This window comes from Amycolatopsis keratiniphila subsp. keratiniphila, assembly GCF_001620365.2.
Taxonomy (GTDB): domain Bacteria; phylum Actinomycetota; class Actinomycetes; order Mycobacteriales; family Pseudonocardiaceae; genus Amycolatopsis; species Amycolatopsis keratiniphila.
The window spans coordinates 352714-378652 of the sequence record NZ_LQMT02000012.1 but is presented as its reverse complement, the minus strand read 5'-3'; the positions used below and the strand labels follow the sequence as shown (position 1 = coordinate 378652).

The 25939-nt window shown below is 68.9% G+C and carries 24 protein-coding genes; 11 read left to right on the top strand and 13 right to left on the bottom strand.

Features of this window, described 5'->3' with window-relative positions:
• Positions 1-3: 3 nt before the first annotated feature.
• Positions 4-3240: a fused isobutyryl-CoA mutase/GTPase IcmF gene (gene icmF / locus AVR91_RS13450; protein WP_063271415.1), complete on the bottom strand. Its 3237-nt coding sequence runs from the start codon at positions 3238-3240 to the stop codon at positions 4-6.
• Positions 3241-3375: 135 nt separating this feature from the next.
• Between icmF and AVR91_RS13445 the strand changes: the two genes are divergently transcribed.
• From AVR91_RS13445 to AVR91_RS13435, 3 genes are all read left to right on the top strand, one after another.
• Positions 3376-3714 carry an ArsR/SmtB family transcription factor gene (locus AVR91_RS13445; protein WP_063271416.1) on the top strand — a complete coding sequence of 113 codons (339 nt, stop codon included), beginning with the start codon at positions 3376-3378 and terminating at the stop codon, positions 3712-3714.
• Positions 3707-4360 (top strand): DUF899 domain-containing protein, encoded by a 654-nt coding sequence (locus AVR91_RS13440; protein WP_063271417.1) that lies wholly within the window; start codon positions 3707-3709, stop codon positions 4358-4360. The genes AVR91_RS13445 and AVR91_RS13440 overlap by 8 nt, the downstream gene beginning before the upstream one ends.
• Positions 4361-4470: 110 nt before the next feature.
• Positions 4471-5028 (top strand): dihydrofolate reductase family protein, encoded by a 558-nt coding sequence (locus AVR91_RS13435; protein WP_063271418.1) that lies wholly within the window; start codon positions 4471-4473, stop codon positions 5026-5028.
• Between the two features lie 37 nt (positions 5029-5065).
• Here the strand turns inward: AVR91_RS13435 and AVR91_RS13430 are convergent, their stop codons facing one another.
• Genes AVR91_RS13430 through AVR91_RS13415 form a run of 4 tightly spaced genes read right to left on the bottom strand, consistent with a single transcriptional unit; the run spans position 5066 to position 10262 of the window.
• A complete protein-coding gene (locus AVR91_RS13430) occupies positions 5066-5629 on the bottom strand; it encodes a GTP-binding protein (RefSeq protein ID WP_007033694.1) in 564 nt (187 codons plus the stop codon).
• Positions 5630-5657: 28 nt separating this feature from the next.
• Entirely contained in the window at positions 5658-6404 is a 747-nt protein-coding gene (locus AVR91_RS43525) for a DUF742 domain-containing protein (protein WP_172843509.1), read from the bottom strand.
• Between the two features lie 7 nt (positions 6405-6411).
• Positions 6412-6864: a roadblock/LC7 domain-containing protein gene (locus AVR91_RS13420; RefSeq protein ID WP_005166055.1), complete on the bottom strand. Its 453-nt coding sequence runs from the start codon at positions 6862-6864 to the stop codon at positions 6412-6414.
• Positions 6861-10262, bottom strand: a complete 3402-nt coding sequence (locus tag AVR91_RS13415; protein WP_063271419.1) for a sensor histidine kinase — start codon at positions 10260-10262, stop codon at positions 6861-6863. Before AVR91_RS13415 ends, AVR91_RS13420 begins: the two co-directional genes overlap by 4 nt.
• Before the next feature lie 979 nt (positions 10263-11241).
• Here AVR91_RS13415 and AVR91_RS13410 point away from each other — a divergent pair.
• A complete protein-coding gene (locus AVR91_RS13410) occupies positions 11242-11664 on the top strand; it encodes a DUF485 domain-containing protein (RefSeq protein WP_063271420.1) in 423 nt (140 codons plus the stop codon).
• Positions 11661-13235, top strand: a complete 1575-nt coding sequence (locus AVR91_RS13405; RefSeq protein ID WP_063271421.1) for a solute symporter family protein — start codon at positions 11661-11663, stop codon at positions 13233-13235. The genes AVR91_RS13410 and AVR91_RS13405 overlap by 4 nt, the downstream gene beginning before the upstream one ends.
• A 39-nt stretch (positions 13236-13274) precedes the next feature.
• Here AVR91_RS13405 and AVR91_RS13400 read toward each other — a convergent pair whose 3' ends face one another.
• Positions 13275-13844, bottom strand: coding sequence for a TetR/AcrR family transcriptional regulator (locus tag AVR91_RS13400; RefSeq protein ID WP_063271422.1), 570 nt, complete (start codon positions 13842-13844; stop codon positions 13275-13277).
• Positions 13845-13981: 137 nt separating this feature from the next.
• Here AVR91_RS13400 and AVR91_RS13395 point away from each other — a divergent pair, with 137 nt between their 5' ends.
• Positions 13982-15403 (top strand): MFS transporter, encoded by a 1422-nt coding sequence (locus AVR91_RS13395; protein WP_063271427.1) that lies wholly within the window; start codon positions 13982-13984, stop codon positions 15401-15403.
• Here AVR91_RS13395 and AVR91_RS13390 read toward each other — a convergent pair.
• The 5 genes from AVR91_RS13390 to AVR91_RS43340 form a co-directional block, all read right to left on the bottom strand.
• A complete protein-coding gene (locus AVR91_RS13390; RefSeq protein ID WP_016332822.1) occupies positions 15400-15753 on the bottom strand; it encodes a DUF3817 domain-containing protein in 354 nt (117 codons plus the stop codon). The two genes, AVR91_RS13395 and AVR91_RS13390, sit on opposite strands and share 4 nt — an antisense overlap.
• A 24-nt stretch (positions 15754-15777) precedes the next feature.
• Complete coding sequence (locus AVR91_RS13385; RefSeq protein ID WP_063271423.1) at positions 15778-16149, bottom strand: hypothetical protein; 372 nt, start codon at positions 16147-16149, stop codon at positions 15778-15780.
• A gap of 619 nt (positions 16150-16768) precedes the next feature.
• The gene (locus tag AVR91_RS13380) at positions 16769-17653 is read right to left on the bottom strand and encodes a lytic transglycosylase domain-containing protein (protein WP_063275099.1); all 885 of its coding nucleotides are present in this window, start codon (positions 17651-17653) and stop codon (positions 16769-16771) included.
• Positions 17654-17784: 131 nt separating this feature from the next.
• Complete coding sequence (locus AVR91_RS13375; RefSeq protein ID WP_016332819.1) at positions 17785-18267, bottom strand: hypothetical protein; 483 nt, start codon at positions 18265-18267, stop codon at positions 17785-17787.
• Positions 18268-18621: 354 nt separating this feature from the next.
• Positions 18622-18777 (bottom strand): hypothetical protein, encoded by a 156-nt coding sequence (locus AVR91_RS43340; protein ID WP_162182762.1) that lies wholly within the window; start codon positions 18775-18777, stop codon positions 18622-18624.
• A gap of 133 nt (positions 18778-18910) precedes the next feature.
• Here AVR91_RS43340 and AVR91_RS13370 point away from each other — a divergent pair, with 133 nt between their 5' ends.
• Positions 18911-19696: a crotonase/enoyl-CoA hydratase family protein gene (locus tag AVR91_RS13370; RefSeq protein ID WP_063275098.1), complete on the top strand. Its 786-nt coding sequence runs from the start codon at positions 18911-18913 to the stop codon at positions 19694-19696.
• Between the two features lie 10 nt (positions 19697-19706).
• Positions 19707-20231, top strand: coding sequence for a GNAT family N-acetyltransferase (locus AVR91_RS13365; protein ID WP_063275097.1), 525 nt, complete (start codon positions 19707-19709; stop codon positions 20229-20231).
• A 14-nt stretch (positions 20232-20245) separates the two neighbouring features.
• On the opposite strand, the gene AVR91_RS13360 is transcribed toward AVR91_RS13365, so the two are convergent.
• Both AVR91_RS13360 and AVR91_RS13355 read right to left on the bottom strand, forming a co-directional pair.
• On the bottom strand, positions 20246-21394 hold the full coding sequence (locus AVR91_RS13360) for a CaiB/BaiF CoA transferase family protein (protein ID WP_063275096.1): 1149 nt from the start codon (positions 21392-21394) through the stop codon (positions 20246-20248).
• 26 nt (positions 21395-21420) lie between these two features.
• A complete protein-coding gene (locus AVR91_RS13355) occupies positions 21421-22572 on the bottom strand; it encodes an acyl-CoA dehydrogenase family protein (RefSeq protein ID WP_043848699.1) in 1152 nt (383 codons plus the stop codon).
• A gap of 104 nt (positions 22573-22676) precedes the next feature.
• Here AVR91_RS13355 and AVR91_RS13350 point away from each other — a divergent pair, with 104 nt between their 5' ends.
• The 3 genes from AVR91_RS13350 (at position 22677) to AVR91_RS13340 (ending at position 25909) form a co-directional block, all read left to right on the top strand.
• The gene (locus tag AVR91_RS13350; RefSeq protein ID WP_063275095.1) at positions 22677-23291 is read left to right on the top strand and encodes a TetR/AcrR family transcriptional regulator; all 615 of its coding nucleotides are present in this window, start codon (positions 22677-22679) and stop codon (positions 23289-23291) included.
• 103 nt (positions 23292-23394) lie between these two features.
• Positions 23395-24177, top strand: a complete 783-nt coding sequence (locus AVR91_RS13345; protein ID WP_063275094.1) for a hypothetical protein — start codon at positions 23395-23397, stop codon at positions 24175-24177.
• Positions 24178-24295: 118 nt separating this feature from the next.
• Positions 24296-25909, top strand: coding sequence for a succinic semialdehyde dehydrogenase (locus AVR91_RS13340; RefSeq protein ID WP_063275093.1), 1614 nt, complete (start codon positions 24296-24298; stop codon positions 25907-25909).
• The last annotated feature ends 30 nt before the right edge of the window (positions 25910-25939 follow it).

Here is a 25939-nt window from a genome sequence, read left to right as displayed (position 1 = left end):
CCGCTAGACGTTGCGCCGGTACTGCCCGCCCACCTCGAAGAACGCCTCGGTGATCTGGCCGAGCGAGCACACCCGCGCCGCGTCCATCAGCACACCGAACAGGTTGCCGCCCCGGGTCGCCGCCTCGCGCAGCGTCTTGAGCGCGACCTGCGCCTCGGCGTGGTGGCGGTGCTGGAAGTCCTCCAGCCGCTCCAGCTGCGAACGCTTCTCGTCCTCGGTCGCCCGCGCGAGTTCCACCTCGACGTCGTTCTCGCCGCCGTTCGGGTTGCGGAAGGTGTTGACGCCGATGATCGGCAGCGTGCCGTCGTGCTTCTGGCGTTCGTACAGGATCGACTCGTCCTGGATCTTGCCGCGCTGGTAGCCGGTCTCCATCGCGCCCAGCACACCGCCGCGCTCGGAGATCCGGTCGAATTCCAGCAGCACGGCCTCTTCGACCAGGTCGGTCAGCTCGTCGATGATGAACGAGCCCTGCAACGGGTTCTCGTTCTTCGACAGGCCCCATTCCTTGTTGATGATCATCTGGATGGCCATCGCGCGACGCACCGAGCTCTCCGACGGCGTGGTGATCGCCTCGTCGAAAGCGTTGGTGTGCAAGGAGTTCGCGTTGTCGTAGAGCGCGCACAGCGCTTGCAGCGTGGTGCGGATGTCGTTGAAGCTCATCTCCTGCGCGTGCAGCGAGCGGCCTGAGGTCTGCACGTGGTACTTGAGCTTCTGCGAGCGCTCGTTGGCGCCGTAGCGCTCCCGCATCGCGACGGCCCAGATCCGGCGCGCGACCCGGCCCAGCACCGAGTATTCGGCGTCCATGCCGTTGGAGAAGAAGAACGACAGGTTCGGCGCGAAGTCGTCGATGTCCATCCCGCGCGCGAGGTAGCTCTCGACGTAGGTGAAACCGTTCGACAGGGTGAACGCCAGCTGCGAGATCGGGTTCGCCCCGGCCTCGGCGATGTGATAGCCGGAGATCGACACCGAGTAGAAGTTCCGGACGCCGTGCTCGATGAACCATTCCTGGATGTCCGCCATCATGCGCAGGCTGAACTCGGTGGAGAAGATGCAGGTGTTCTGCCCCTGGTCCTCCTTGAGGATGTCCGCCTGCACGGTGCCGCGGACGTTGCGCAGCGCCCATTCGCGCAGTTCGGCGGCCTCGGTTTCGGACGGCTCGCGGCCGTGCTCGGCCTTGAACGCCGCCATCCGCTGGTCGATCGCGGTGTTGAGGAAGAACGCGAGGATCGTCGGCGCCGGGCCGTTGATCGTCATCGACACCGACGTGCTCGGCGACGTCAGGTCGAAGCCGTCGTAGAGCACCTCCATGTCCTCCAGCGTCGCGATGGAGACGCCCGAGGTGCCGACCTTGCCGTAGATGTCGGGGCGGGTGTGCGGGTCGTGCCCGTACAGCGTCACCGAGTCGAAGGCGGTCGAAAGGCGCTTCGCCTCGGAGTCGGCCGACAGGAGCTTGAACCGCTTGTTGGTCCGGAACGGGTCACCCTCGCCTGCGAACATCCGCGCCGGGTCCTCGCCCTCGCGCTTGAACGGGAAAACGCCCGCGGTGTAAGGGAAGTATCCGGGCAGGTGCTCGCGGCGCAGGAACGACAGCAGCTCGCCGGATTCGGTGTAGCGCGGCAGCGCCACGCGCGGGATCCGGTTGCCGGACAGCGTGTCGCGCCAGAGCTGGGTGTGCAGTTCCTTGTCGCGGATCTTCACGACCAGCTCGTCGGCGCGGTAGGACTCGGCCAGTTCCTGGAAGCGCGCCAGGAGATTCGTCGTTTCACCGTCCACATCGGACTCGGCGGCGGCGAGCAGGCCGTCGAGCGCGTCGGTGCTCGCGTCGACGGCGGCCAGCGCCTCCTTGGCGGCGGCGAGATGCTCGCGTTTGCGCAGCGCGGCGACCTGCCGCTCGGTCTTGGCGTGGTAACCGCGGACGGTCTCGGAGATCTCCGCGAGGTAGCGCGTCCGGTTGGCCGGGATGATCGTGCTGGCGTCGGTGGACACCTTGCCCTCGACCTTCGGGAGCACACCCGCCGAGACGGTCAGGCCCCGTTCGGCGAGGGTGTCGCGCAGGTGCTGGTAGAGCGCGGTGACACCGTCGTCGTTGAACTTCGCGGCACTGGTGCCGTAGACGGGCATGTCCTCGGGTGAGGAGCTGAACGCCTCGCGGTTGCGCACGAGCTGGCGCGCGACGTCGCGGCGGGCGTCTTCGGCGCCGCGGCGCTCGAACTTGTTGATCGCCACCGCGTCGGCGAAGTCGAGCATGTCGATCTTCTCCAGCTGCGACGCCGCGCCGAACTCCGGCGTCATGACGTACAGCGACTGGTCCACGTAGTCGACGATGCCGGCGTCGCCCTGGCCGATACCGGGTGTCTCGACGATCACGAGGTCGAAGCCCGCCGCCTTGCAGGCGAGGATGGACTCGGACAGCCCGGTGGGAATCTCGCCGCTGGTGGTCCGCGTGGCGAGGGACCGGAAGTAGACCGGGCTGCCGTCGAGGCAGTTCATCCGGATGCGGTCGCCGAGCAGCGCTCCCCCGCCCTTCCGGCGCGACGGGTCGACGGCGAGCACGGCGATGCGGAGCTTGTCCTCCTGGTCCAGCCGGAACCGGCGGATCAGCTCGTCGGTGAGCGACGACTTGCCGGAACCACCCGTCCCGGTGATGCCGAGGACCGGCACGGTCCGCGACTTGGCGGCCTCCGTGATCTTGTCGAGCACGTCCTGCGGCAGCGACTCGCGCTGCAACTGCGTGATGACCCGTGACAGCGCCGGGATGTCACCCGAAAGCAGTTTGTCGAGCGAGCCGGGCGACTGCGCCGCGAGGTCGGTGTCGCAGGCCTTGATCATCAGGTTGATCATGCCCGGGAGGCCCATCTCGTAGCCGTCTTCCGGCGAGAAGATCCGCGCGACACCCCGCGAGTGCAGCAGGTCGATCTCCTCGCGGACGATGACGCCGCCACCGCCGCCGAACACCTTGATATGCCCCGCGCCGCGCTCGTTGAGCAGCTCGACCAGGTAGCTGAAGTACTCGACGTGCCCGCCCTGATAGGCGCTGATGGCCACACCCTGCACGTCCTCGGCGATGGCCGCGGTGGCGACCTCGTCGACCGACCGGTTGTGCCCGAGGTGCACGACCTCCGCGCCCTGCGACTGCAGGATCCGCCGCATGATGTTGATGGACGCGTCGTGCCCGTCGAAGAGGCTCGACGCCGTCACGAAACGAACGGGGTTAACCGGGCGGTGCAGGTCGCTGCTCATCCCTCCAAAATACTAGGACTTCCTACTGTTTTAAACCCATCCACTCGCGTGACGACGCTCTCACTCATCCTTGACAGATCGACTCGCACCAGTATATTCAACCCAAGGGTTAAACAACCGATTGATTGAGCAGCGATGACCACTGATCAGCTCAGCGCCACGTTCGCCGCCTTGGCGGACCCCACCCGGCGTGCGATCCTCGCCCGGCTCGCCACCGGCGAGGCCAGCGTCAACGAGCTGGCCGAACCCTTTCCGGTCAGCCTCCAGGCCATCTCGAAACACCTCAAGGTCCTCGAGCGCGCGGGCTTGATCAGCCGGAGCCGGACGGCGCAATGGCGGCCCTGCCGGCTGGAAGCCGGCCCGCTCGGCGACGTCTCCGAGTGGGTCGAGCGGTACCGGCGCTTCTGGGAAGGCGGTTTCGACCGCATGGAAGAACACCTGGCCGAACTTCAGAAAGGCGAACACGATGCCTGAGACCACCACCCTGCCCGCGGTCGTCTCGCACGACGAGTGGCAGATCGCCCGAGACGCGTTGCTGGTGAAGGAAAAAGAACTCACCCGCGCCACGGACGCGGTCGCCGCCGAACGGCGACGCCTGCCGATGGTCCGCTTCGATGCCGGATACGAATTCGAAGGGCCCCAGGGCAAGATGACCCTGCTGGACCTCTTCGAGGGACGACGTCAGCTGATCGTCTACCACTTCATGCTCGCGCCCGGGCAGAAGGCGGGCTGCCCGGGCTGCTCGATGCTCGTGGACAACATCGGCCACCCCGCCCATCTGCACGCCCGCGACACCACGCTGTACGTCGTCGCGCCGGCGACGCTGCCCGAGATCGAGCGGTACAAGGAGCGCATGGGCTGGACCGTGCCCTGGGTCTCGACCCTCGGCGACTTCAACCCGGACTGCGGTATCGACGGTGGCTTCGGCGTCAGTGTCTTCCTGCGTGACGGCGACGACGTGTTCCGGACCTACTTCACCACCGGTCGCGGCGGGGACCAGCTGGTGGGGACGCTGCGCTACCTGGACCTGACGCCGCTCGGACGGCAGGAGGCCTGGGAGGAAGGCGGCCGCGGGACCGACGGCCCCGGGTACTGGTGGAAGCGCCACGACGAGTACTGACGCATTTAGTCCTCTAAATGCGTCGAGGGCATGTCGAGAACTCCTCGGCCGCTCCGACCCCTCGGTGTCCGGCGCCCGGAAGGCGGGCGCCACACCGAAGGGATCAAGCCATGCGCAAGCTCGTCTACGCCGTCCACACCTCGCTCGACGGCCGCATCGAAGGCCCCGGCGGCGAGTTCGACTGGGCCGACATGGGCCCGCAGCTGTCCGCCCACTCGCAGGAACTCACCGACCGCGCCGACACCCTCGTCTACGGGCGGCGCGTCTGGGAGATGATGTCGTCGTACTGGCCGGAGGCCGAGCAGATCTCGGACCACCCGCACGACCTGGAATACGCCCCGATCTGGCGCGAGACGCCGAAGATCGTGTTCTCCCGGACGCTGGACGAGGCCGGCTGGAACACCGAAGTGGCGGGCGGCGACCTCACCGAGCGGGTCACCGAGCTCAAAAGCAAGCCCGGTAAGGATCTGCTGCTGATGGGCGGGGCCGGACTCGCCACCGCGATGTCGGACCGCGGCCTGATCGACGAGGCCCACGTCGTCGTGCACCCGGTGGTGCTCGGCGGCGGGAAGCAGGTGTTCGGGGGCGGCGTGCGCACGGACCTGCGGCTCACCGGCACCCGGACGATGGACGGGCGCGCGGTACTGCTGACCTACGCAAAGGCGTGAAACCTGGGCGGCAGCCCCTACGCTGCCGCCGTCAGGATCACCTCGCGTTGCTCGCCCGCAACGCGATCCACTGCCGCATCGCGTACTCGACCAGCGTGATCAGCGTCTGCTTCGTCGACTCCCGCTCCCGCGCGTCACAGCGGACGATCGGGATGTTGGGGTCGATGGACAGCGCTTCACGCACGTCGTTGATGTCGTGCTCGAGGATGCCGTCGAAGGTGTTCACCCCGACGATATAGGGCAGGCCCCGGTCCTCGAAGAAGTCGATCGGCGCGAACGAGTCGGCCAGCCGTCGCGTGTCGGCCAGCACCACGGCACCGATCGCACCGCGGACGAGGTCGTCCCACATGAACCAGAACCGCTGCTGCCCGGGCGTGCCGAACAGGTAGAGGATCAGGTCCGCGTCCAGGGAGACCCGGCCGAAGTCCATCGCGACCGTGGTGGTCGATTTGTTGGGCGTCTGGTCGAGGTTGTCGATCCCCCGACTGGCGTCCGTCATCATCGCCTCGGTGGTGAGCGGGACGATCTCCGACACCGAACCGACGAAGGTCGTCTTACCCGCACCGAAGCCACCCGCCACGACGATCTTCGCGGATGTCATGGTCGGGGGCGCGGTTTCCCGCGGTGCCTTAAAGCCGACGGAGTCCACTCAAAACCCTTTCCATCAACACCAGATGTGCCTCGGCGCCGTCATTGCCCGAAATCGTCTTGTGCACGCTGACCAGCCCCGCGTCCGCCGCGTCGCTGATCAGCACGCGTGCCACACCCAGTGGTACGCGCAGGGTCGCCGCGATCTCGGCGACCGAACGCGGGGTGCGGCACTCCTCGATGATCGAAACGCACTCGATCTGGTCCGCGGCCACCGCGGGGAGGCTACCCGCCGCGACATGGTCCTTGGTGGAGATGAGGGTCTCCAGCTCGAGAGCGTAGTTCGCCTTGGTCCGGCCCCCGGTGAGGGCATAGGGACGGACGATCGCCGTCTCTTCGAGCGGTGACGGCGCCTGCTCGAAGACGGCGGGCATGATGAACTCGCCGCTGGGCGGGCCCGGGTCGAAAAGACCACCTGGTCTCGGCCCGACGGCACCTGCGCCGCTGTCGGGTGGAGAGGCAAGTGAGGTCACGCGGTCTCCTTGATCGGTCGGCTGCGGGACTGCCGGTTCCCCGGTGGCGTGTGCCCCGCCCACCTGGGAATCCTCTGACTGCTTGCTCTTCTTGCGCTTCCGACGACCACGACCCGAATCCAAGGTGAAGCCGTTCAGGACGTCGGCGAACGTGCCGTCGTCCCGTGAACCGGCAGCATGGGCAGCCCCCGCGTGCGGAGGCTGGTGTTCACCCGTCCCCGGCGGTTCGCCGAAGGATCCGGATCCGGTGCTCATCGGGACATCATCCCACCGGTTCGCCGATCAGCGACCCACCGGCGCCCTGCAATTGTGCGCGGAGTTCCGGAGTGAGGATCTGGCCGACGCGATCGACGAGCATCGTCATCTCGTAGGCGACCTGTCCGATGTCGCAGTTGGGGGCGGCGAGGATGGCCAGGCAGGAGCCGTCACTGATGGACATCAGCACCATGATGCCGAGTTCCATCTCGACGACGGTCTCGTTGACCGCGCCCGCCTCGAAGCAGCGCGCGGCGCCCTGGGTCAGGCTCACCAGGCCGGACGCGACGGCGGCCAGCTGATCGGCGCGATCCAGCGGGAGCCTGCTGGACGCCGTGAGCAGGAGGCCGTCCGCCGACACGACCACGGCGTGCGCCACTCCGGGTACCCGCTCGGCGAAGTCGTTCACCAGCCACCCGAACTGGTTCTGCTGGGGCTGGGCCGGGTTCGGCGAGGTCATTCACCCTCCAGGGTTTCGTGGTTGGCTTCGGTCGCCTGGGCTGTGTGGTGCCGTCCGCGCTGGATGCCCTGCTGGAAACTGCTCAGGCGACCGCGCACGTCGTGCGCGTCTCGCTGTGGTCGGGGGGTGACCACCCCGGAGGGTGGTCCCGCGCTGCCCGGGAGCAGTTGCTCCCCGCGACGGCGCCTGGGTAATCCTGCCGAAGTCATCCGCGAGGGCACGGACTGGGACACCGCTTGGGCGGCTTTCCAGCCCTCGTCGGAGCCGAAGTTCCAGGCGTCCGTCCGCTCGGTGGCGGCGACCGGCGCCGGTTCCGGGCTCGCTGCCTGCGGTTTCCGGCTGGGCAACGCGGCGGGTGGGGCCGCCGGACGCTCGGCCGTCTCCGGCGTCTTCGCGGGCTCGTCCGCCTTCGCCGCTTCAGGCGCCTTCGACGGCTCGGGCGCCTTCGCGGGTTCGGGCTTCGTGTCCGGCTTGGCGGTCGCCGCCTCGGTGGCCGGCGCTGCCTTGTCCGCCGCTTCCTTGCGGCCCCGTTTGACGCCCTGCTGGAAGCTGCTCAGCCTGCCGCGCACGTTCGCGGGGTCGCGGACCGGCAGTTCCGATTTGGCGGCGGGTTCGGCGGCCGGAACGGACGACGCCGCGCTGCCCGGCAGAAGCTGCTCGCCCTTGCGGCGGCGCGGCAACCCGGCCTCGGTGAACGTCGACGGGGCGTTCTGGGAGACCTCCTGCACCGTGCGGAAGGCCTTGTCGCTGGCGAAGTCCCAGCTGCGGGCTTCCTGTTCGGCGGTGGGAGCGGCCTCGTCCGCCTTCTCCGCTTCGGGCTCCTTCGCGCCCGGCTTCTCCTTCTTGGCCGCGGGTTCGGCCGCGGCCTTTTCCGGAGCGGGCACGGGCGAACGGAACCACGCCGAGAGCATCTCGTCGAAGATCGGCGTCGTCTCCGATTTGGGCGCCGCCGGTGCGGCAGGCGCCGGGGTGGCCGCCTGGTTCCACCACTCGCTCAGCGTGGTGTTGTTCTTGGCCTCGAACAGTTCCTTGCCGCTGGGCAGATCGCCGTCCGCCGCGGCGGGCTTGTCCGCCTCCTTGGCGACCGGCTCGGGCTCGGCGGCGGGTTCCGGTTCGGGACGGCGGGGCTCCGGCGCGGGCGGTGTCGTCTCGTCCTTGGGGATCGGGCTGAACAGCGCCGTTCCCGAGATCTCCAGATCGGACGGCGGCCGTGCCTCCTGCGGGTGGCTGTGCCCGTTCACCCCGGGTTTGGTGTGCCCGGCCAGATCGTTCGCCGACGGCCACCGCTCGCCGCCCTGCGACGGGACGCTCGGCATCGCCGGGCGTGAACCGTTCGCGGGCCGCTGGCGCCGGGGCAGACCGCCCGGCTGCTGCGGCGGCAACGGCGCGAGCCGCTGGGTGATCGGGCCGGTCGCGGGGCCGGGGTCTCCCCCGGGCGGGACCATCACCAGATCCGCCGGGACCGAGACGGTGGCGCGCACGCCGACGATGTCCTTGCCGCCGTGCAGCGAGACGCCGATGCGGTGCCTGCTGGCCAACCGTCCGACGACGAACAGGCCCATCCGGCGCGAAGTGGTGAGGTCGACGTTGGGGGCTTCGGTGAGCCGGGCGTTGGCCTCGGCGACCTCGGCCTCGTTCATGCCGATGCCCTTGTCGAGGATGTCGATGCCGAACGAGCCGTCTTCTACGAGCCTGGTCGCGACGGTCACCTGGGTCTCCGGCGCGGAGAACGCCGTGGCGTTGTCCAGCAGTTCGGCGATCAGGCGCATCAGGTCGTTGGCCGCGTACCCGACCAGCCGCACCGGCGGCGGGTTCTGCACGGTGACCCGTTGGTACTGCTCGATTTCGGACACCGCCGCGCGCACGACGTCGGTCGCGGAGACGGGCTGACCGGAGCGCCTGCCCGGCTCGGCGCCGGAGAGGACCATCAGGTTCTCGTTGTTGCGGCGCATCCGGGTGGCGAGGTGGTCCAGCTGGAACAGCGTGGCCAGCTGGTCGGCGTCCTCTTCGTCGCGCTCCAGCCGCTCGATCAGCTGCAGCTGCCGTTGCACGAGGCTCTGGCTGCGGCGGGAGAGGTTGACGAACACGTTGCTGTAGCCGGTGCGCATCGAGGCCTGCTCGGTGGCCAGGCGCAGCGCCTGGTGGTGCACCTTGTCGAAGGCCCTGGCGACCTCGCCGATCTCGTCGTCGCTGCCGACCGGCACCGGCCGCACGTCGGTGCCCTGCGAACGGCCCTCCTGGATGTTGCGGACCGCGTCGGGCAGCTGCTTCTCGGCGACGTCGAGGGCGCTGGCGCGCAACACCTTCAGCGAGCGCAGCAGCTGGCGGGTGATGAGGAAGACGACGGCGACGGCGAGCACCATCGCGCCGAACAGCAGGACCGCGAGCAGGCCCGCGCCGCTGCTGGCGTCGTCGACCAGTTCGGCCGACACCGCGCTCGTCTCGGCGCCGAATTTGTTCGCGACCTCGCCGACCTTGCCGATCACCGCGGTCGACGCGTCGGTCCAGCCCTGCGCGGACAACGTGCGGAACGCTTGCGCCGACGGGGTTCCCTGCTCGCCGAGCGCGGTTTTCGCCAGCCTGTCACGGTTTTCCATCGCCTGGTCGGTGACGGCGGCGCTGAATTCCCGGCGCTGCTGTTCCGACGCGGCGGCGCGGAAGTCGGTGAGCCGGTCGGTCAGCCGGAGTTCGGCGGTGCGCAGCTGGTCGAGCTCGCTCGGCGCGAGGCTCGACCGCGCGATGCCGAAGGAGACCAGCGCCTGGCTCAGCGACAGCTGTTCCTTCATCATCGCGAGGTCGTGCAGCGCCGTCGGGGTGCCGCCGAGGTCGTCCTGGCCGGCACCGGCGGCCAGCGCGGTGTCGAGGGCGAGCAGCGCGGTGGTCACCTCGGTGTACTCGCCGATCGCCTGGACGGGGTCGAGCTGACCGGAAGAGGCCCGCTGCCGGATGTCGGGCAGCCGGTCGAGCTGGGCGGCCGCCGCTTCACGCGCCTGACGGAGCGACGGCTCGTTCTCCACCGCCCGCGACGCGGCGGCACCGTAAAGGGGGATGGCGGTGTCGACGTCGGCGCGGGCCGAGCCGAGCTCCAGGGTCCCGCCGACGGTGCCGGCGGTCAGCCCGGCGGCGGACTGGGTGCGCTCGCGGCCGAGGCCGTCGGCGAGCGTGCGGATGTGCCCGCTCAGCGCGACGAGACGGTCGAGCCGCTGGTAGCCGTCGGAACGGCCGACCTGGCCGGCGATGGTGGCGATGCCCAGTGCCAGCGCGATGAGGATCGGCACCAGCGTCACGGCCGACAGCTTCACCGGCAGGCTCCAGTCCCGCCAGCGCACGAGCGTGCGCCAGCCGGTGGCCCACCGAGATGGCCGGGGAGTGCGTCCCAGCAGCTCCCCGACCGGCACTTGGCCTTCTCCTGCAACGGTCACGTAGGTGACTCCCTGTCCGGCGTCCTGGCACGGTCTGAGGCGTCCGTTCCCGCGAGGTACCTGCCTGCGGGGAACTCGACCCCGGCCTGACCACGTGATCGATCGCGACGTGAGGGACCCCGTCCGGCGATCCAGGTGTTCTCTGTGTCCCCAAGAACACCGGTCCGCTTCGGGAGGTCTTGCACCTGCACGTGCAGGTCGCAACCTGCGAAGTGCATGGTCGTCGAGATCAACTTTTCTTTGCCAATCGATCACTGCGGGTCGGCCGGGCCAAAGAATCGTACACCAATCCGGGTGCCGTCAATTCCGTTCAGCACACGGGTGCTGACCAGCGAAAAGTGTGCTTCCGAACGATCCGCGCGGCCGGAAAACCGCCCGTGCGTCACAAACGAGGGAATTCCGGTTACGGGTTGCGCGGATGCACAGGGTGCCCTAATCACCCGATCAGCCTACGTACGGTAGCCGCATCGCCCGGTCGAACTACTTTCCGTGCCCCCAACGGGTGGGTCAAGCCCAAATATGTGCCCGATGTTGTGGCCTTGCCGCCCAAGCCGGTTCGATGTCGCCCGACATGGTGATTTCTTTCGAGGCACCCCGGTGAAGCGGGGGATCTTCCCCGGCCCGGGATGGCGGGCACGGTATCGAAACCCGGCGCCCTCCGGTAGCGAAACTACAATCTGTCACCAATTTGAGTGACAGAGCGTGGTCGCCGTCCATCTTTTGCCGCAGTGGGCCGTTCGGGCGACGACCGCGCGTGACAACTCCGCTCACTATGACGAGTGATAAAGCCGGTTCATTCCGGCCGAAACGATTTTCCGAAACACTAATACGAGGTAAAACGGAATACCGCCCCACGCCTTCGCGGAACCGGGGTCGCCTATTCAGAGCGGGTGAAGCCGTAGTTAGTATGTGCGCTCCCCGTACCGCGCCACGGATGCAAGTCCCGGAGGAACCCATGCCCGACGTCGCGCGTCCTTACGCGGCGAGCAACGCCCTGGAGGACACCGGGCAGATGCCCGCGCTGTTCGTCCGCGAGCGCCAGCCCACTCCCCCGCCGCCGCGCGCCACCGGACCGGACTTCGACCGGATCCAGCACGGCAAGGAGTTCGTCGCGCTCCGCAAGACCTTCCGCCGCTTCGTGTTCCCGATGAGCCTGCTCTTCTTCACCTGGTACATGACGTTCGTGCTGCTGGCGGCCTACGCGCACGACTTCATGAGCCGGAAGGTGTGGGGCGAGGTCAACGTCGGCATGCTGCTCGGGCTCGGGCAGTTCGCCAGCACGATCCTGATCACGATCGCCTACCTGAAATTCGCGAACAAGCGGCTCGACCCCAAGGTCGAGGCGCTGCGGGCCTCCGTCCGGGCGGGTGAGCGATGAGCATCCCCGACAACGACCCGGTGCTGAACATCGCGGTGTTCGCGCTGTTCGTCGCCATCACCCTGTATGTGGTGTACCGCGTCAGCACGCGGAACTCCTCCACTTCGGACTACTACGCGGCGGGAAGCGCCTTCACCGGACGCCAGAACGGCATCGCCCTGTCGGGTGACTTCCTCTCGGCGGCGTCGTTCCTCGGCATCGCCGGGGCGATCGCGATCCACGGCTACGACGGCTTCCTGTACTCGATCGGGTTCCTCGTCGCGTGGATGGTCGACCTGCTGCTGATCGCGGAACTGCTGCGCAACACCGGCCGCTTCACCATGGGCGACGTGCTGAGCTTCCGGATGAAGCAGCGCCCGGTCCGCGCCGCGGCCGCGACGTCGACCCTGGTGATCTCCTTCTTCTACATGCTCGCGCAGATGGCGGGCGCCGGCGGGCTGGTGGCGCTGCTGCTGGACATCCACGGCGGGTTCGGCCAGGCGCTCGTGATCGGCGTCGTCGGCGTCGTCATGGTGCTGTACGTTCTGGTCGGCGGGATGAAGGGCACCACATGGGTGCAGATCATCAAGGCGACCATCCTGCTGCTGACCGGCGCGCTGATCACCGTGTTCCTGTTCGGCAAGTTCGGTTTCAGCTTCTCGAACCTGCTCTCGGCCGCCGCCGACAACAGCCCGCTCGGCGACGAGCTGCTGGAGCCGGGCGGCTCCTACGGCAAGAGCGAGGTCACGAAGCTCGACTTCGTCTCGCTGGCACTCGCGCTGGTCCTCGGCGCCGCCGCGCTCCCGCACGTGCTGATGCGCTTCTACACGGTGCCGAACTCGCGCGAGGCGCGGCGCTCGGTGGTGTGGGCGACCGCGTGCATGACGATCTTCTACCTCTGCACGCTGGTCATCGGCTTCGGCGCGGCCGCGCTGGTCGGCCCGGAGGCGATCAAGAACGCGCCCGGCGGGGAGAACTCGGCGGCGCCGCTGCTCGCGCTGAACATCGGCGGCACCCTCCTGCTCGGCATCGTGTCGGCGGTGGCGTTCGCGACCATCCTCGCCGTCGTCGCCGGGCTGACGATCACCGCCTCGGCCTCCTTCGCCCACGACGTCTACGCCAACATCTTCAAGCGCGGCAAGGCGGAACCGGCCTCGGAGGTCCGCGTCGCGCGACTGACCGCGGTCGCCGTCGGGGCGCTCGCGATCATCGGCGGCATCCTGGCGAACGGGCAGAACATCGCGTTCCTGGTGGCGCTGGCGTTCGCCGTCGCGGCGTCGGCGAACCTCTCGACGCTGCTTTACTCGCTGTTCTGGAAACGCTTCAACACCACCGGGACCCTGTGGGGCATCTACGGCGGGCTGATCGCCAGCCTGGTGCTCGTGTTCTTCTCGCCGGTGATGTCCGGATCCGCGGATTCGATCATCTCCAGCGTCGACTTCCACTGGTTCCCGTTGAAGAACCCGGGCCTGGTGTCGATCCCGTTCTCGTTCCTGTGCGGGTTCGTGGGCACCTTCGTCGGCCAGTCGAAGGCCGATCCGGTCAAGCACGCGGAGATGGAGGTGCGGTCCCTCACCGGGATCGGCTCCTGACGCGCGCAATGAACGGTCCGTTCCTTGCAANNGGACCGTTCATTGCATCCGGAGACCGTCCAGCACGATCGTGAGAAGCCGCTTCGTGTCCTCCTCCGAAGCCTTGCTCGCCGCCGACCCCAGCCCGTGCCCGAGCCGCAGGATGTCGACACCGGCGACGTCGGCCCGGAGCACCCCCTCGTCTTGCGCCGCCTTCACGATCGTGTCGGCCGCGGCCCGCAACCGTGCCTGACACCAGGCGAAGACCTCGGAGCCGGCGTCGACCGACGCCTTCAGCGTCATCGCGAGCCCGTGCTTCTCGACCACGTAGATGACGTGCGTGGCCAGCCACGTCTCGAGCGCCTTCCCCGGCGGCAGCTCGTCGAGCAGGTCGTACGCCTGCTGCGCCAGCCCGTCGATCTCGTCGCGGTAGACCGCCTCGATCAGCTTGTCGCGAGTCGGGAAGTGGCGGTACAACGTGCCCGCGCCGACCCCGGCGCGTTTGGCGATGTCGTCGGCGGGCACGTCGATCCCGTCGGCGGTGAACGCCTCCTTCGCCACGGCCACGATGCGCTCGTAGTTGCGCCGCGCGTCCGCACGCATGGGGCGGGCCGGATCGGCCGTGACCATCTGCACCTCCTCGGGCGACGAAAACGGAGAAGCTCTCCGAATTCACTTGCGTAAGCGGAGAGTGTCTCCATATCATCGCTCACGACCTCAAGTGGAGAGTCTCTCCGCTTCATCTCGTTACGTCTTTGGAGTATTCCTTGACCGAACGAACCCTGCGTGCCGAGCCTAGGCCGGAGGCGGCCGGGGCACCGCCACCTCCGCACCGGCTGGTCCTCCCGATCATCCTGACCTGCCAGCTCATGCTCATCCTCGACGCGACGGTGATGAACGTCGCGCTCCCCCGCATCCAGTCCGAACTGGGCTTCACCGACACCGGCCTGTCCTGGGTGATGACGGCGTACAGCCTGGTCTTCGGCGGTTTGCTGCTGCTCGGCGGCCGGGCGGGCGACCTGTTCGGCCGCCGCCGGACGTTCGTCGCCGGCGCGGCCGTGTTCACCGCGGCCTCCCTGCTCGGCGGCCTCGCCGGGTCTGCGGAACTGCTGATCGCCGCCCGGGTCGCGCAGGGCGTCGGCGCCGCGCTCGCCGGGCCGAGCACGCTGGCGCTGATCACCAGCACGTTCACCGAAGCCAAGGCACGAGTACGCGCGCTGGCGTTGTTCTCGGCGATGTCCAGCAGCGGTTTCGCGATCGGCCTGCTGCTCGGCGGGCTGCTGACCGAATGGATCTCGTGGCGCGCGGCGTTGTACATCAACGTCCCGTTCGGGCTCGCGATCGTCCTGCTCACCTCGCGGTACGTGGCCGATCCACCCCGGCGGCGCGCCCGGCTGGACCTCCCCGGCGCGTTCACCGGCACCCTCGGCGTCGGCTCGCTCGTGTTCGCCTTCACCCACGCCGCGTCGCACGGCTGGGGCGACACGATCACCCTCGGCGGCCTCGCCGCCGGGCTCGCCCTGCTGGTCGCGTTCCTCATCATCGAGACCCGGGTGAGCGAGCCGTTGATCCCGTTGCGCCTGTTCGCCGAACGCGACCGGGCCGCGGCCTACGTCAACTTCTTCCTCGGGCCGATGGCGATGATGTCCATGTTCTTCTTCCTGACCCAGTTCCTGCAGGACATCGCGGGTTTCGCCGCGCTGGAGACCGGCTTCGCGTTCCTGCCGATGGCGGTCTGCATGTTCCTGCTGAGCAGGCTGATCCCGAAGCTGCTCCCCCGGTTCGGGCCGAAACCGCTCGCGCTCACCGGCACCGCGCTGATGACCGGCGGCGTCGTCTGGCTGACCACGCTCACCTCGGACAGCGGCTACTTCTCGCATCTGCTCGGGCCGATGCTGCTGATGGGCGTGGGCGCGGGGCTGGCGTTCTCCCCGCTCAGCGTGATCATCATGGCGACCGTGCCCACCGGCGACGCGGGTGCCGCGGGCGGTGCGTTGCAGACGTTGCAGCAGGTCGGGGCGACCTTGGGACTGGCGATCCTGATCACCGTGTTCGGCGCGGTGACCCGCACGCCGTCCGGGAGCCCGGCGGAGACCACCGTCGCCGGGATGACCGCGGCGTTCACCGTCGCCGCCGTGGTGACGGCGTTGTCCTTCCTGGTGGCGCTGACCTTCCGGCGCCGGGCTTAGAGCTTCGCGCCCGCCTGGACCTTGTGCGTCACCTTGCGCTCCATCACGAACGAGAAGAACGGGATGCAGCCGGCGATCAGCACGAGCAGGGTGCCCTTCATCGACCAGCGGGCCTTGATCGCGAGGTCGACCGCGAGCAGCAGGTAGATCAGGTAGAGCCCGCCGTGGACCATCGGGATCAGCTTCACGAACTGGGGAAGCTCCACGCGGAAGACGTACTGCAGCAGCATCTCGACGACCAGCCCGAGCAGGGCCACACCGGTGGCGTACGCCGCGACGCGGAACCGGATCAGCGGTCCGCCCAGCGAGACCGGGCGGGCCGGGGCGGCGTCGTCAGTTCGGGTGGTCATAGGGTCTCGAACCTCTCTGGGGAACTACTTGTCGCGGGCGTTGAGTTCGCGCAGGTACCTGTTGTACGCGGCGAGCTCGTCGTCCTCGGGGGGCGGCGGTGCCGGGGCACGCCGCCGCCGGGGCGCGGGCACCTCGGGCACGGCGATCTCGGCCACCGTCTCCTGGGCGTCGGCTTCGGCGGCGCGGCGACGGAGCTTGCGGATCCGCCAGAACATGAACGCGGGGAACAGCCCGAACAGCGGCCACTGCAGGACGTAGCCGAGGTTCTGGAACGTCCCGCTGGCCGAGGAGAACCGCTCCCACTGCCACCAGGCGAGCCCGCAGCACAGCGCCAGGCTCACCAGGCAGACGCCGGCGATGCCGAGACGGCGCAGGATGACGGGCGAAGCGGACACACATCGACGCTAGCACTGGGTGCGCGGCGAATCGTCGCCGACCTGGGCGTTCGGGACCTTGGTCCCGGGTCCGGTCTCGTGAGTGGTAAGGACGGTTAGAGCGGACCGGTATTTGCCTACCTACGCCTGACTGGGCCGAGAGTGGTGGTTCCACGGCTGCCGGGCGCGACGATGNNTCGTCGCCGGGGACGCCCGGTCTTGGACCTTGATCAACGGAAGGTTCGGGACACTCAACGTCCCCGATCCTCCGTTGATCAAGGTCGCGCCAGGCGCGACCGGTGGCAGACGCGGTGACGGGGGAGGAATCCGGACGTTCAACGGCCGGAATCCTCCCCCGTCGACCGCTAATCACACCAGTGGGTAGGTAAATACGAGTCCGTTAGAACCGTCCTTACCACTCACGAGACGTGCCGCGACGGCGATGTCACGTGACTGGACGGACGACTCGCGTGATCAGATGGACGACACGCGTGACTGGACGGACGACACGACCGCGGCCACGTCCCGCCACGAGCCGTCCATCTGATCACGCGTGTCGTCCGTCTGATCACGTGTGTCGTCCGTTCCGTGCACCTGCGGCAGGTACTCAAGACGCTCTTGCCCCAGCCGTCCTCAACACTCACTTGGCGGCGGCCACGGACTTCGCGTAGCCGTCCGCCAGACCGAAGACCTTCTGCGCGTACTCGGTCGAGTTGTTGTAGGACAGGATCCCCTGCCACCACCCCGAGGCGGCCGACATGTCGCGGTTGTTCACGCACAGGTAGCGCGCCGCCGCCAGCGTCGCGTCGTCGATCTGCTGCGGGTCGCCGACGCCGTCGCGGTTGCCGTCGGCGGCGTACCGGCGCCAGGTGCTGGGGATGAACTGCATCGGGCCGACCGCCCGGTCGACGGACGCGTCGCCGTCGAACTGGCCGCCGTCGGTGTCGCCGATCGCCTTCACGCCGGGCGACCCGTCGAGCGGGACGCCGATGATCGGCTTCGACGGCCGTCCGTCCTGGCCGAGGACGGCACCGCCGTACTGGCCGTGGTTCGACTCGATCCGGCCGATGCCCGCCAGGGTCGCCCACGAGATCTTGCAGTTCGGCTGCATCTGCCGCATCGCCAGTTCGGCGTTGCCGTAGGCGAGCAGTGCCCTGGCCGGGATGCCGGTGGCCTGCGCGGCCCGCTCGGTCCAGGCGGTCAGCGGGTCCTTGCCCGGCTTCGGTTGTGCCTGCTGCGGCGAGGTCTGCTGGGTCGCGCCACCCGCGAGGGTGGCGTTCACCGGGGCGACCGAACCGGGTTTGACGTCCGCCGCCTTGACCTGCAACGCGGGGATCTCCATCGTCGTGGGGCTCGCGACCGGGGCGGACGCCTTGGTCACCAGCCAGATCCCGCCCCCGGCGAGGCCGAGTACGGCCAGCACGATCACCAGCCTGCCGAGTACGGCGGCGCCCACCCCGCGGCGTGGCGGAGCGGGCGTGGCCGGGTCGTCGACGAGCTCGTCGTTTTCCGGGGTGGTGCGCACGAAGCGGGTCCTCCAGCGTGGGCGGCGATCACGACCGATGCTCGAACAACGAGCCCGCGCAGGTTAGCGTTACGCGGTAGCCGGGATCGCCCTTGCCACGCCGGTTCACCCGCGCGTGCGAGAAGTTCCCATCAGGCGGACTTCTGCTGCCTCGCCAGCCGCGCGACGCACCAGGCCGGGGCGCTGCCGCGGCGGAGGTGCTGCAAAACGGTCATCGGGCCGAGACGACGGCTCAGGTCGGACGGGGCGAGCCCGGCCGCGCGGTAGTCGAGAGCGCGCTGGTCGAGCGGGCTGATCCCGGCGTCCCACCAGGCTTCGGCCTCGGCGACGCCGCCCACCATCTGCCACCAGCCCGCGGCCGCGACGAGCAGCTCCTGCGGGACCTCCGGGAGACGGCGGCTCATGGCGTCGAGGTAGCCGGGGTCGGCGGCCTCGACCGGCGCCCAGCGCGCCTGGCCGGACTGCTGACGCTGGCCGGGGATTCCGGGAGCCTGCCTTGGCACGTCGGCCAGCCACGCCGACGCGATGCGGTCGGCCTCCTGCTCCTCGGGGGTCTGCTCACGCTCGGCCGCCCACTGCCGGATCAACGCATCGACTCCGGGATCTCCGGTCATCCCTGCCTCCTCATGATTCCCCGACTGACAAGTCCTGACTTACTTGCCCGGCTGGAAGTTCCCGCTGCCCTGGGGCTTGCACCTGCGAAAACTCCTCGCCCAGGAGGCCGGCTCCGGCGCCTGGAGGACCAACCGATCACGCAATGTGAGCACCGTAGGGGCGCGGAGGTCTCTTCCGCCAGAGCTTCCAGGGCACGAATTCGTCGACCAGCGGGTTTTCGGGGGCAATCCACCCGGATGGTCGAGTCGTCCGACCGAAATCCGAGACGAGTGACGCTGAGTGATAACCGCAGGTGGCTGCGCACGGTGATCACCGGCGTCGCCGAGGACGCCGGTGATCACCCGGACGAGGGGTCAGGAGAAGAGGCTCCGGACGAAGGTCACGATGGCTTCGGCACCGGACCGGAGCCAGCCGAGCGCGGTGTGGACGGCGTCGGCGGATTGCGTCGGCCTGCTGATCAGAAAGAAGAGCACGAGCGCGACGACGGCGATCACAACGAATTTCTTCAAGCCGGGCGACATGGCTCCATCCCATCACACCGTAGTGTCCAGACGATGACTCCGCGCGCACTGCGGACTTTGTCACCACTTTAAGGAGAATCGGGCCCTGTTGCCCACCCGTATTCGCCTGAGGGAGCGATCGATGAGCGAAAACGTTCTCGTCCACCGGGAAGGGCCGGTGACGACGGTCACGCTGAACCGTCCCGCGTCCCGCAACGCGGTGGACGGGCCGACCGCGGCCGCGCTGGCGGACGCGTTCCGCGCGTTCGACTCGGACGAGGAAGCCGCGGTCGCCGTCCTCACCGGTTCGGGTGACGCCTTCTGCGCCGGAGCCGATCTGAAGGCCGTCGGGACCGACCGCACCAACGCGCTCAGCCCGGCGGGTGACGGGCCGATGGGCCCGACGCGCATGGCTCTGTCGAAGCCGGTGATCGCCGCGGTCCGCGGGCACGCCGTCGCGGGCGGGCTGGAGCTGGCGCTGTGGTGCGACCTGCGGGTCGCCGACACGACGGCCGTCTTCGGCGTCTTCTGCCGCCGCTGGGGCGTGCCGCTCATCGACGGCGGCACCGTGCGCCTCCCCCGGCTGATCGGCCATTCGCGGGCGATGGACCTGATCCTCACCGGCAGGCCGGTCGACGCCGACGAGGCGCTCGCCATCGGGCTTGCGAACCGGGTCGTGCCGGACGGCGAGGCACTGGCGGCCGCGCAAGCGCTGGCGCGCGAGATCGCCGCGTTCCCCCAGGCGTGCCTGCGCGCGGACCGCAAGTCCGCGTACGGCCAATACGGGCTCACCGAAGACGAGGCGATGCGGGCGGAGTTCTCGAACGCGCTGATCGGCGGCGGGCTCGCCGAAGAGGCTGTCGCGGGCGCCGGCCGGTTCAGTGACGGCGCGGGGCGTCACGGCAGTTTCGAGAGCGATCCGTCCTAGGGTCTGTCGGATGACAGAAACCGGAGTCGCGCTCAGACCGGTGTCCGAAGACGACCTGCCGATGCTCGAAGCGCTCACGAACGACCCACGGGCCGCGGGCCCGTTCGAGTGGCACGGCTGGCACGATCCGCATTTCCTCCGCCGCCGCTGGTCCGAGACCGGCATGCTCGCGGCGGACAACGGGATGCTGATGATCGACCTCGGCGGGCAGCGGCTCGGGTTCGTCTCGTGGCACAAGACCAGGACCGGCTCGACGTCGTACTGCTGGAACGCCGGGCTCGTGCTCATTCCCGAGGCACGCGGCCACGGCTACGGGACCGAGGCGCAGCGGCTGCTGGTCCGCTACCTCTTCGCGCACACGCAGATGAACCGGGTCGAGGCGTCGACAGAGGCCGACAACGTCGCCGAGCAGCGCTCCCTGGTGAAGGCGGGCTTCACCAGGGAGGGTGTGCTGCGCGGCTACGGGTTCCGGGACGGGGCCTGGCGCGACCACGTCCTCTACTCGGTGCTGCGGTCCGATCTCGACGTGGGCTGAAAGCGTCCTTCAGCTCACGCGATGGTGCCCGCGGCCCTGAGCCGTTCGATCCCGTCGGCGTCCACGCCGAGTTCGGCGAGGACCTCGGCGGTGTCGCCGCCCTTGGGGCGCGGCGGTTCCGGCGTCTCGGCCGGCGTGCGGTCGAACCGCGGCGCCGGAGCGGGCTGCAGCATGCCGCCGACGTCGACGAACGTCTTGCGCGCGACGTTGTGCGGATGCGACGGCGCCTCCTTCGGGGAGAGCACCGCCGTCAGGCACGCGTCGGTGCCCTCGGCCTTCGCCACCAGCTCGTCGCGAGTGTGCTTCGCGACGGCCTCGGCGACGATCTTGCGCAGCTTCGGCCACTCGTTCTTGTCGACGTGGACCGGCGTCTCCTCGGGGTCGAGCCCGAGCACCTTCACCAGATCGCCCCAGAACCGCATTTCGATCGCGCCGATGGCGACGTATTTGCCGTCGGAGGTCTCGTAGGTGTCGTAGAACGGCGCGCCGCCGTCGAGCATGTTCTCGCCGCGCCCGCCGGACCACAGCCCGGAGTCCAGCAGTCCGTGCAGGCTGGTGGTCAGCAGTGCCGCACCGTCCACCATGGACGCGTCGACCACCTGCCCCTTGCCGGACGTCTGGCGTTCGAACAACGCCGCGAGCACACCCATCGCGAGCAGGAGGCCACCTCCGCCGAAATCGCCGACGAGGTTGAGCGGCACCACCGGCCGCTGCCCGGCGTGCCCGATGGGTTCGAGCGCGCCGGAGATGCCGATGTAGTTGATGTCGTGCCCGGCGACGGTCGCCAGCGGGCCGTCCTGGCCGTAGCCGGTCATCCGGCCGTAGACCAGCCGCGGGTTGCGGGCGTGGACCTGTTCCGGTCCGATGCCCATCCGCTCGGCGACGCCGGGACGGAAACCCTCGATGAGCACGTCGGCGTCGTCGGCGAGCTTCAGCACCAGTTCGACCCCCTCGGGGGTCTTGGTGTTGATCCCGATCGACCGCCTGCCGCGGGCGAGCGGATCGTTCGGGAACCCGATGACGTCGTTGCCCGGTGTCGCCCGGTCGATCCGGACGACCTCCGCGCCGAGATCGGCGAGGATCGTGCAGGCGAACGGCGCCGGGGCGAGCCCGGCCAGTTCGACGACCTTGAGCCCGCTGAGCGGGCCGGCCTTCTTCGCCACGTCTTTCCTTCCTACGCCAACGGTTTCTACAGCGTGCGGGAGATGATTTCCTTCATGATCTCGCTGGTGCCACCGAAGATCCGGGAGATCCGGATGTCGGCCCACGCGCGCGCGATCGGGTACTCGGTCATGTAGCCGTAGCCGCCGAAGAGCTGCAAGCAGTCGTCGACGACCTTGTTGACCCGTTCGGTGGTCCACAGCTTCGCCATCGCCGCGCCCTGCACGTCGAGTTCCTTGCGCAGATGCCGTTCGATGCACTGGTCGAGGAAGGCGCGGGACACCGCGGCCTCGGTCGCGGCCTCGGCGAGCTTGAACTTGGTGTTCTGGAAGTTGTAGACCGGGCGGCCAAAGGCCTGGCGGTCCTTGGTGTAGGCGATGGTCTGGTCGATCGCGGCCTCCATCCCGGCGACCGCGGTGACGGCGATGATGAGCCGTTCCTGCGGCAGCTGCTGCATGAGCTGGATGAAGCCGAGACCTTCCTGCGCGCCGAGGAGGTTGGCGGCGGGGACGCGGACGTCGTCGAAGTTCAGCTCCGCGGTGTCCTGGCCCTTGAGGCCGATCTTGTCGAGGACACGGCCGCGGCTGAAGCCCGGCGTGTCGGTCTCGACGGCGATCAGCGAGACACCCTGCGCGCCCGCGTCCGGGTCGGTCTTCACCGCGACGACGACGAGATCGGCGTGGAAACCGTTGGTGATGAACGTCTTCGCGCCGTTGATCACGTAGTGGTCGCCGTCGCGCACCGCGCGGGTCTTGATGCTCTGCAGGTCCGAACCCGTGCCGGGTTCGGTCATCGCGACCGCGCCGACCATCTCGCCGGAGGCGAACTTCGGCAGCCACGCCTTCTTCTGCTCTTCGTTCGCGTACTCCAGGATGTAGTGCGCGACGATTCCATTGTGGACGGTGACACCCCACGCGCTGTCACCGGACCGGGCCTGCTCCTCGTAGAGCACGGCCTCGTGGGCGAACGTGCCGCCGCCACCGCCGTACTCCTCCGGGATGGACAGAGCCAGCAGGCCGACCTCGCCCGCCTTCGTCCACAGCTCGCGGTCGACCTTCTTCTCGGCCGCCCAGCGCTCCTGGTTCGGCGCGAGTTCCTTCTGGCAGAAGGTCCGGGCGAGGTCCCGGAGGTCTTCGAGTTCCGTCGTGCTCCACGAACTCTTCTGGATCTGCAAGGGCACGGCCAACGCCTCCTGATCGGACCTGGAAAACATGACGCTTAGGATGTAAGTTCCATGCGGAATGTACATCCGTACCGAGCTGCACGTAAAGGGGGCCGGAACCGGTGAGTGTGCTCGGCAGGACCCACCGCACGCAGGCCGAGCGCCGGGAGCAGACCCGCACCGCCCTGCTCGACGCGACCATCGACTGTCTCGTCGACCTCGGCTACGCGCGCACCTCGGTGCAGGAGATCTGTGCCCGCGCCGGCGTCTCGAAGGGCGCCGTGCAGCATCACTTCTCCGCGAAGGCCGAACTCATGGCCGCGGCCGTCGAGCATCTGACGGAGAAGCTGCGCGGACGCCTCGCGAAGTCGATCTCGGCGCTCCCCGGCGGCGCCTCGGGTGTCGCGGCGGCCATCGACCTGCTCTGGGAGGGCTACTCCGGCACGCTGTCCACGGCCGCCACGGAACTGTGGGTCGCGGCACGCACCGACCCCGAACTCCGCGAGGCGATCCGCCCGGTCGACCGGGCGCTGGGCCGCTCGACCCTGGAGCACGTCACCGCGGTCGCGGGCGATCTCCCGAAGGAACGCGCGGAGATCCTCTTCTGGCTCACCGTGAACCTCACCCGCGGACTGGCACTGGACGCCGAACTCGGCGGTGATCCCCAGCGGCGGCGGCAATTGCTCGACGAGTGGAAGCGCGTCGCGGTCATGTTGTACGAGGACACCTCCGCGTAGCACGCGCGAAAGCGGTTGACCAGAGCACTGGTGACACTTATCTCCTCGGCCGATTCGTGGTGGAATTCCTTGCTGGCCAACAAAACCGGCGGAGGAGCCGACCATGAGCGCGCCGCAGCAGCAGCCGTACCAACCGACTGGCCCGTTCAGCGCAATCCCGCCCTCCGACACGCGGCTTCCCCGCCTTTTCGCCGCCATGATGGGGGTTTTCGCCGGTCTGCTCGTCCTTCTCGCGACTTTTCTCCCGCAATCGACCTACGAACAGCTTTCCGACGGCAAGCCGGTGTCGAAGTTCGCCGAAACCGGCTGGACGCGGACCTTCGACATCGAACCTTCGGCGGAGGAAAAGGAGTTCTACGACAAGACCCATGTCGCCCGCTACGGAATCCCGCTGTCGGCCGCCGCGCTGACGCTGTTCGCGGGAGCCGCGGTGGGTTTCGCCGCGTACCGGCGGAGTTCGACCTCGATCGCCGCGACGACGTCGAGAACGCTGCTGGTCGCCGGCGGGGCGGGGACCGCGATCGGCGTCTGGATGCTCGGCATGGACATCTCGGCGAGCCTGAGCTTCGGACAGGACACCGGCCGCTTCGTCTCGCGGTATGGGACCGGCAGCGGTTTCTGGATCCTGCTCGCGGGCGGGCTCGTGGCGTTGCTCACCATCGGGCTGGCGGTCGTGGCCAACCGGCGTGAACCGGCGCCGCCCCGGCAAGTCCCTTATCCGGTCGCCTATCCCCCTTACGCGCCCGGCGTCCCCCAGCGGCAATATCAGCAGCAACAGCCCTATGAGCCGCCGTCTCCCCCGACCCCGCCCGCGGGCTCCGCGTTGCAGCAGCAGGACATCCTGCGCCCGTCCCCGGACAATCCGCCACGCCCCGAGAATATGTGAAACTTATTCATATCAGCGGTGGACAGTCTCCATACCGGCAGTATGCTGTACTCGTCGGTAACACCTGGGCTCTGCGTGGCGCCTCCCCCGGCTCCGCGCGGTATGGAACGGAGACGGCATGACGAGCACGACACCGGCGAGCGCGGGCCACCACACCGAAGGACCGGCCACCATCGGCGACGTCCCCGGCGCCCCTGCCGCGGCCAGGGCGGAACGGCTCGTGCGCCGGGTCGTGGGCGGCGCGGACTCCGCGCCGGTCCGGATGCGGGCGCCCTTCACCGGGCAGCCGATCGCGACCCTCCCCCAGGCCACCGACGCCGACGTCCGCGCCGTGTTCGACCAGGCGAGGGAAGCGCAGCGCGCCTGGGCCGAGCGGCCGGTCGAGGACCGTCAGCGCATCCTTATCCGCCTGCACGACTTGGTCCTGAAGCGTCAGGAAGAGGCGCTCGACCTCGTGCAGATCGAGGCGGGCAAAGCCCGGATGGACGCCTTCGACGAAGTCAGCGCCACCGCCCTCGTGGCCGCCTACTACGGCAAGCACAGCGCGAAGTTCCTTTCGCCGCGCCGTGCCGCCGGCCTGATCCCCGTGCTGACCAAGGTCGGCGAGATCCGGCATCCCAAGGGTGTCGTCGGGATCATCTCGCCGTGGAACTACCCGCTCGCGCTGACCGCGATGGACGTCCTGCCCGCGCTCGCGGCCGGCAACGCCGTCGTGCAGAAGCCGGACAACCAGACCGCGCTTTCGGCGCTGTGGCTGCAGGAACTCGCCGAGGAGGCCGGGCTGCCCACCGGTGTCTGGCAGATCGTGCTCGGCCGGGGTTCGCAGATCGGCGACGCGCTGGTCGAGGAATCGGACTACCTGTGCTTCACCGGGTCTACGCCGACGGGCAAGGGGCTCGCCGCGAAGGTGGCGGAGCGGCTGACGAGCTACTCGCTGGAACTCGGCGGCAAGAACCCGATGATCGTGCTGCCCGACGCGGACATCGCCAAGACCGCCACGGGCGCGGTGACCGCGTGCTTCTCCTCCGCGGGGCAGCTGTGCGTCTCGGTCGAACGCATCTACGTCCACGAGTCGATCCGCGAGGAGTTCACCCGCGCCTTCGTCGCCAAGACCGCCGCGCTGCGGCTCGGTGGCGCGCTGGATTACCAGGCGCAGATGGGATCCCTGACCTCCGAGGCGCAGCTGGAGACGGTGTCGGCGCACGTCGAGGACGCCCGGTCCAAGGGCGCGAAGGTGCTCACCGGCGGCAAGGCCCGGCCCGACCTCGGCCCGCTGTTCTACGAGCCGACCGTGCTCACCGACGTCACCGAGGACGTCAAGCTGTTCGCCGAGGAGACCTTCGGGCCGGTCGTGTCGATCTACGGCTACACCGACGTCACCGACGCGATCGAACGCGCCAACGACACGAAGTTCGGGCTGAACGCGAGCGTCTGGTCGCGTAACGGCCGGGCGGGCTGGGAGGTCGCGGCACGGCTGAAGGCCGGGACCGTCAACGTCAACGAAGGCTTCGCGGCGACCTTCGGGACCGTGGGGCTGCCGATGGGCGGGATGAAGGAGTCCGGTGTCGGACGGCGCAACGGCGCCGAAGGCCTGCTCAAGTACACCGAGGCCCAGGCGATCGCGGTGCAGCGCGGGATGCCGCTGCGCCCCGGCAAGGGGATCCCGCCGAAGCTGTGGGTGCGGACCCTGAGCACGAGCCTGAAGGCCCTTCGCCGCCTTCCCCGCCGCTGACCCCCTCCCGCATTTCGTCCTCTGAATGCG

Coding starts and splice junctions, on each gene's coding strand:
- AVR91_RS13400 (WP_063271422.1), bottom strand. CDS start 13,844: ATGGTCACGGCCGATCCGGCCCGCCCCATGCGTGCGGACGCGCGGCGC.
- AVR91_RS13365 (WP_063275097.1), top strand. CDS start 19,707: ATGACAGAAACCGGAGTCGCGCTCAGACCGGTGTCCGAAGACGACCTG.
- AVR91_RS13435 (WP_063271418.1), top strand. CDS start 4,471: ATGCGCAAGCTCGTCTACGCCGTCCACACCTCGCTCGACGGCCGCATC.
- AVR91_RS13430 (WP_007033694.1), bottom strand. CDS start 5,629: ATGACATCCGCGAAGATCGTCGTGGCGGGTGGCTTCGGTGCGGGTAAG.
- AVR91_RS13445 (WP_063271416.1), top strand. CDS start 3,376: ATGACCACTGATCAGCTCAGCGCCACGTTCGCCGCCTTGGCGGACCCC.
- AVR91_RS13440 (WP_063271417.1), top strand. CDS start 3,707: ATGCCTGAGACCACCACCCTGCCCGCGGTCGTCTCGCACGACGAGTGG.
- AVR91_RS13420 (WP_005166055.1), bottom strand. CDS start 6,864: ATGACCTCGCCGAACCCGGCCCAGCCCCAGCAGAACCAGTTCGGGTGG.
- icmF (WP_063271415.1), bottom strand. CDS start 3,240: ATGAGCAGCGACCTGCACCGCCCGGTTAACCCCGTTCGTTTCGTGACG.
- AVR91_RS13410 (WP_063271420.1), top strand. CDS start 11,242: ATGCCCGACGTCGCGCGTCCTTACGCGGCGAGCAACGCCCTGGAGGAC.
- AVR91_RS13405 (WP_063271421.1), top strand. CDS start 11,661: ATGAGCATCCCCGACAACGACCCGGTGCTGAACATCGCGGTGTTCGCG.
- AVR91_RS43525 (WP_172843509.1), bottom strand. CDS start 6,404: ATGAGCACCGGATCCGGATCCTTCGGCGAACCGCCGGGGACGGGTGAA.
- AVR91_RS13345 (WP_063275094.1), top strand. CDS start 23,395: ATGAGCGCGCCGCAGCAGCAGCCGTACCAACCGACTGGCCCGTTCAGC.
- AVR91_RS13375 (WP_016332819.1), bottom strand. CDS start 18,267: ATGACCGGAGATCCCGGAGTCGATGCGTTGATCCGGCAGTGGGCGGCC.
- AVR91_RS13340 (WP_063275093.1), top strand. CDS start 24,296: ATGACGAGCACGACACCGGCGAGCGCGGGCCACCACACCGAAGGACCG.
- AVR91_RS13390 (WP_016332822.1), bottom strand. CDS start 15,753: ATGACCACCCGAACTGACGACGCCGCCCCGGCCCGCCCGGTCTCGCTG.
- AVR91_RS13370 (WP_063275098.1), top strand. CDS start 18,911: ATGAGCGAAAACGTTCTCGTCCACCGGGAAGGGCCGGTGACGACGGTC.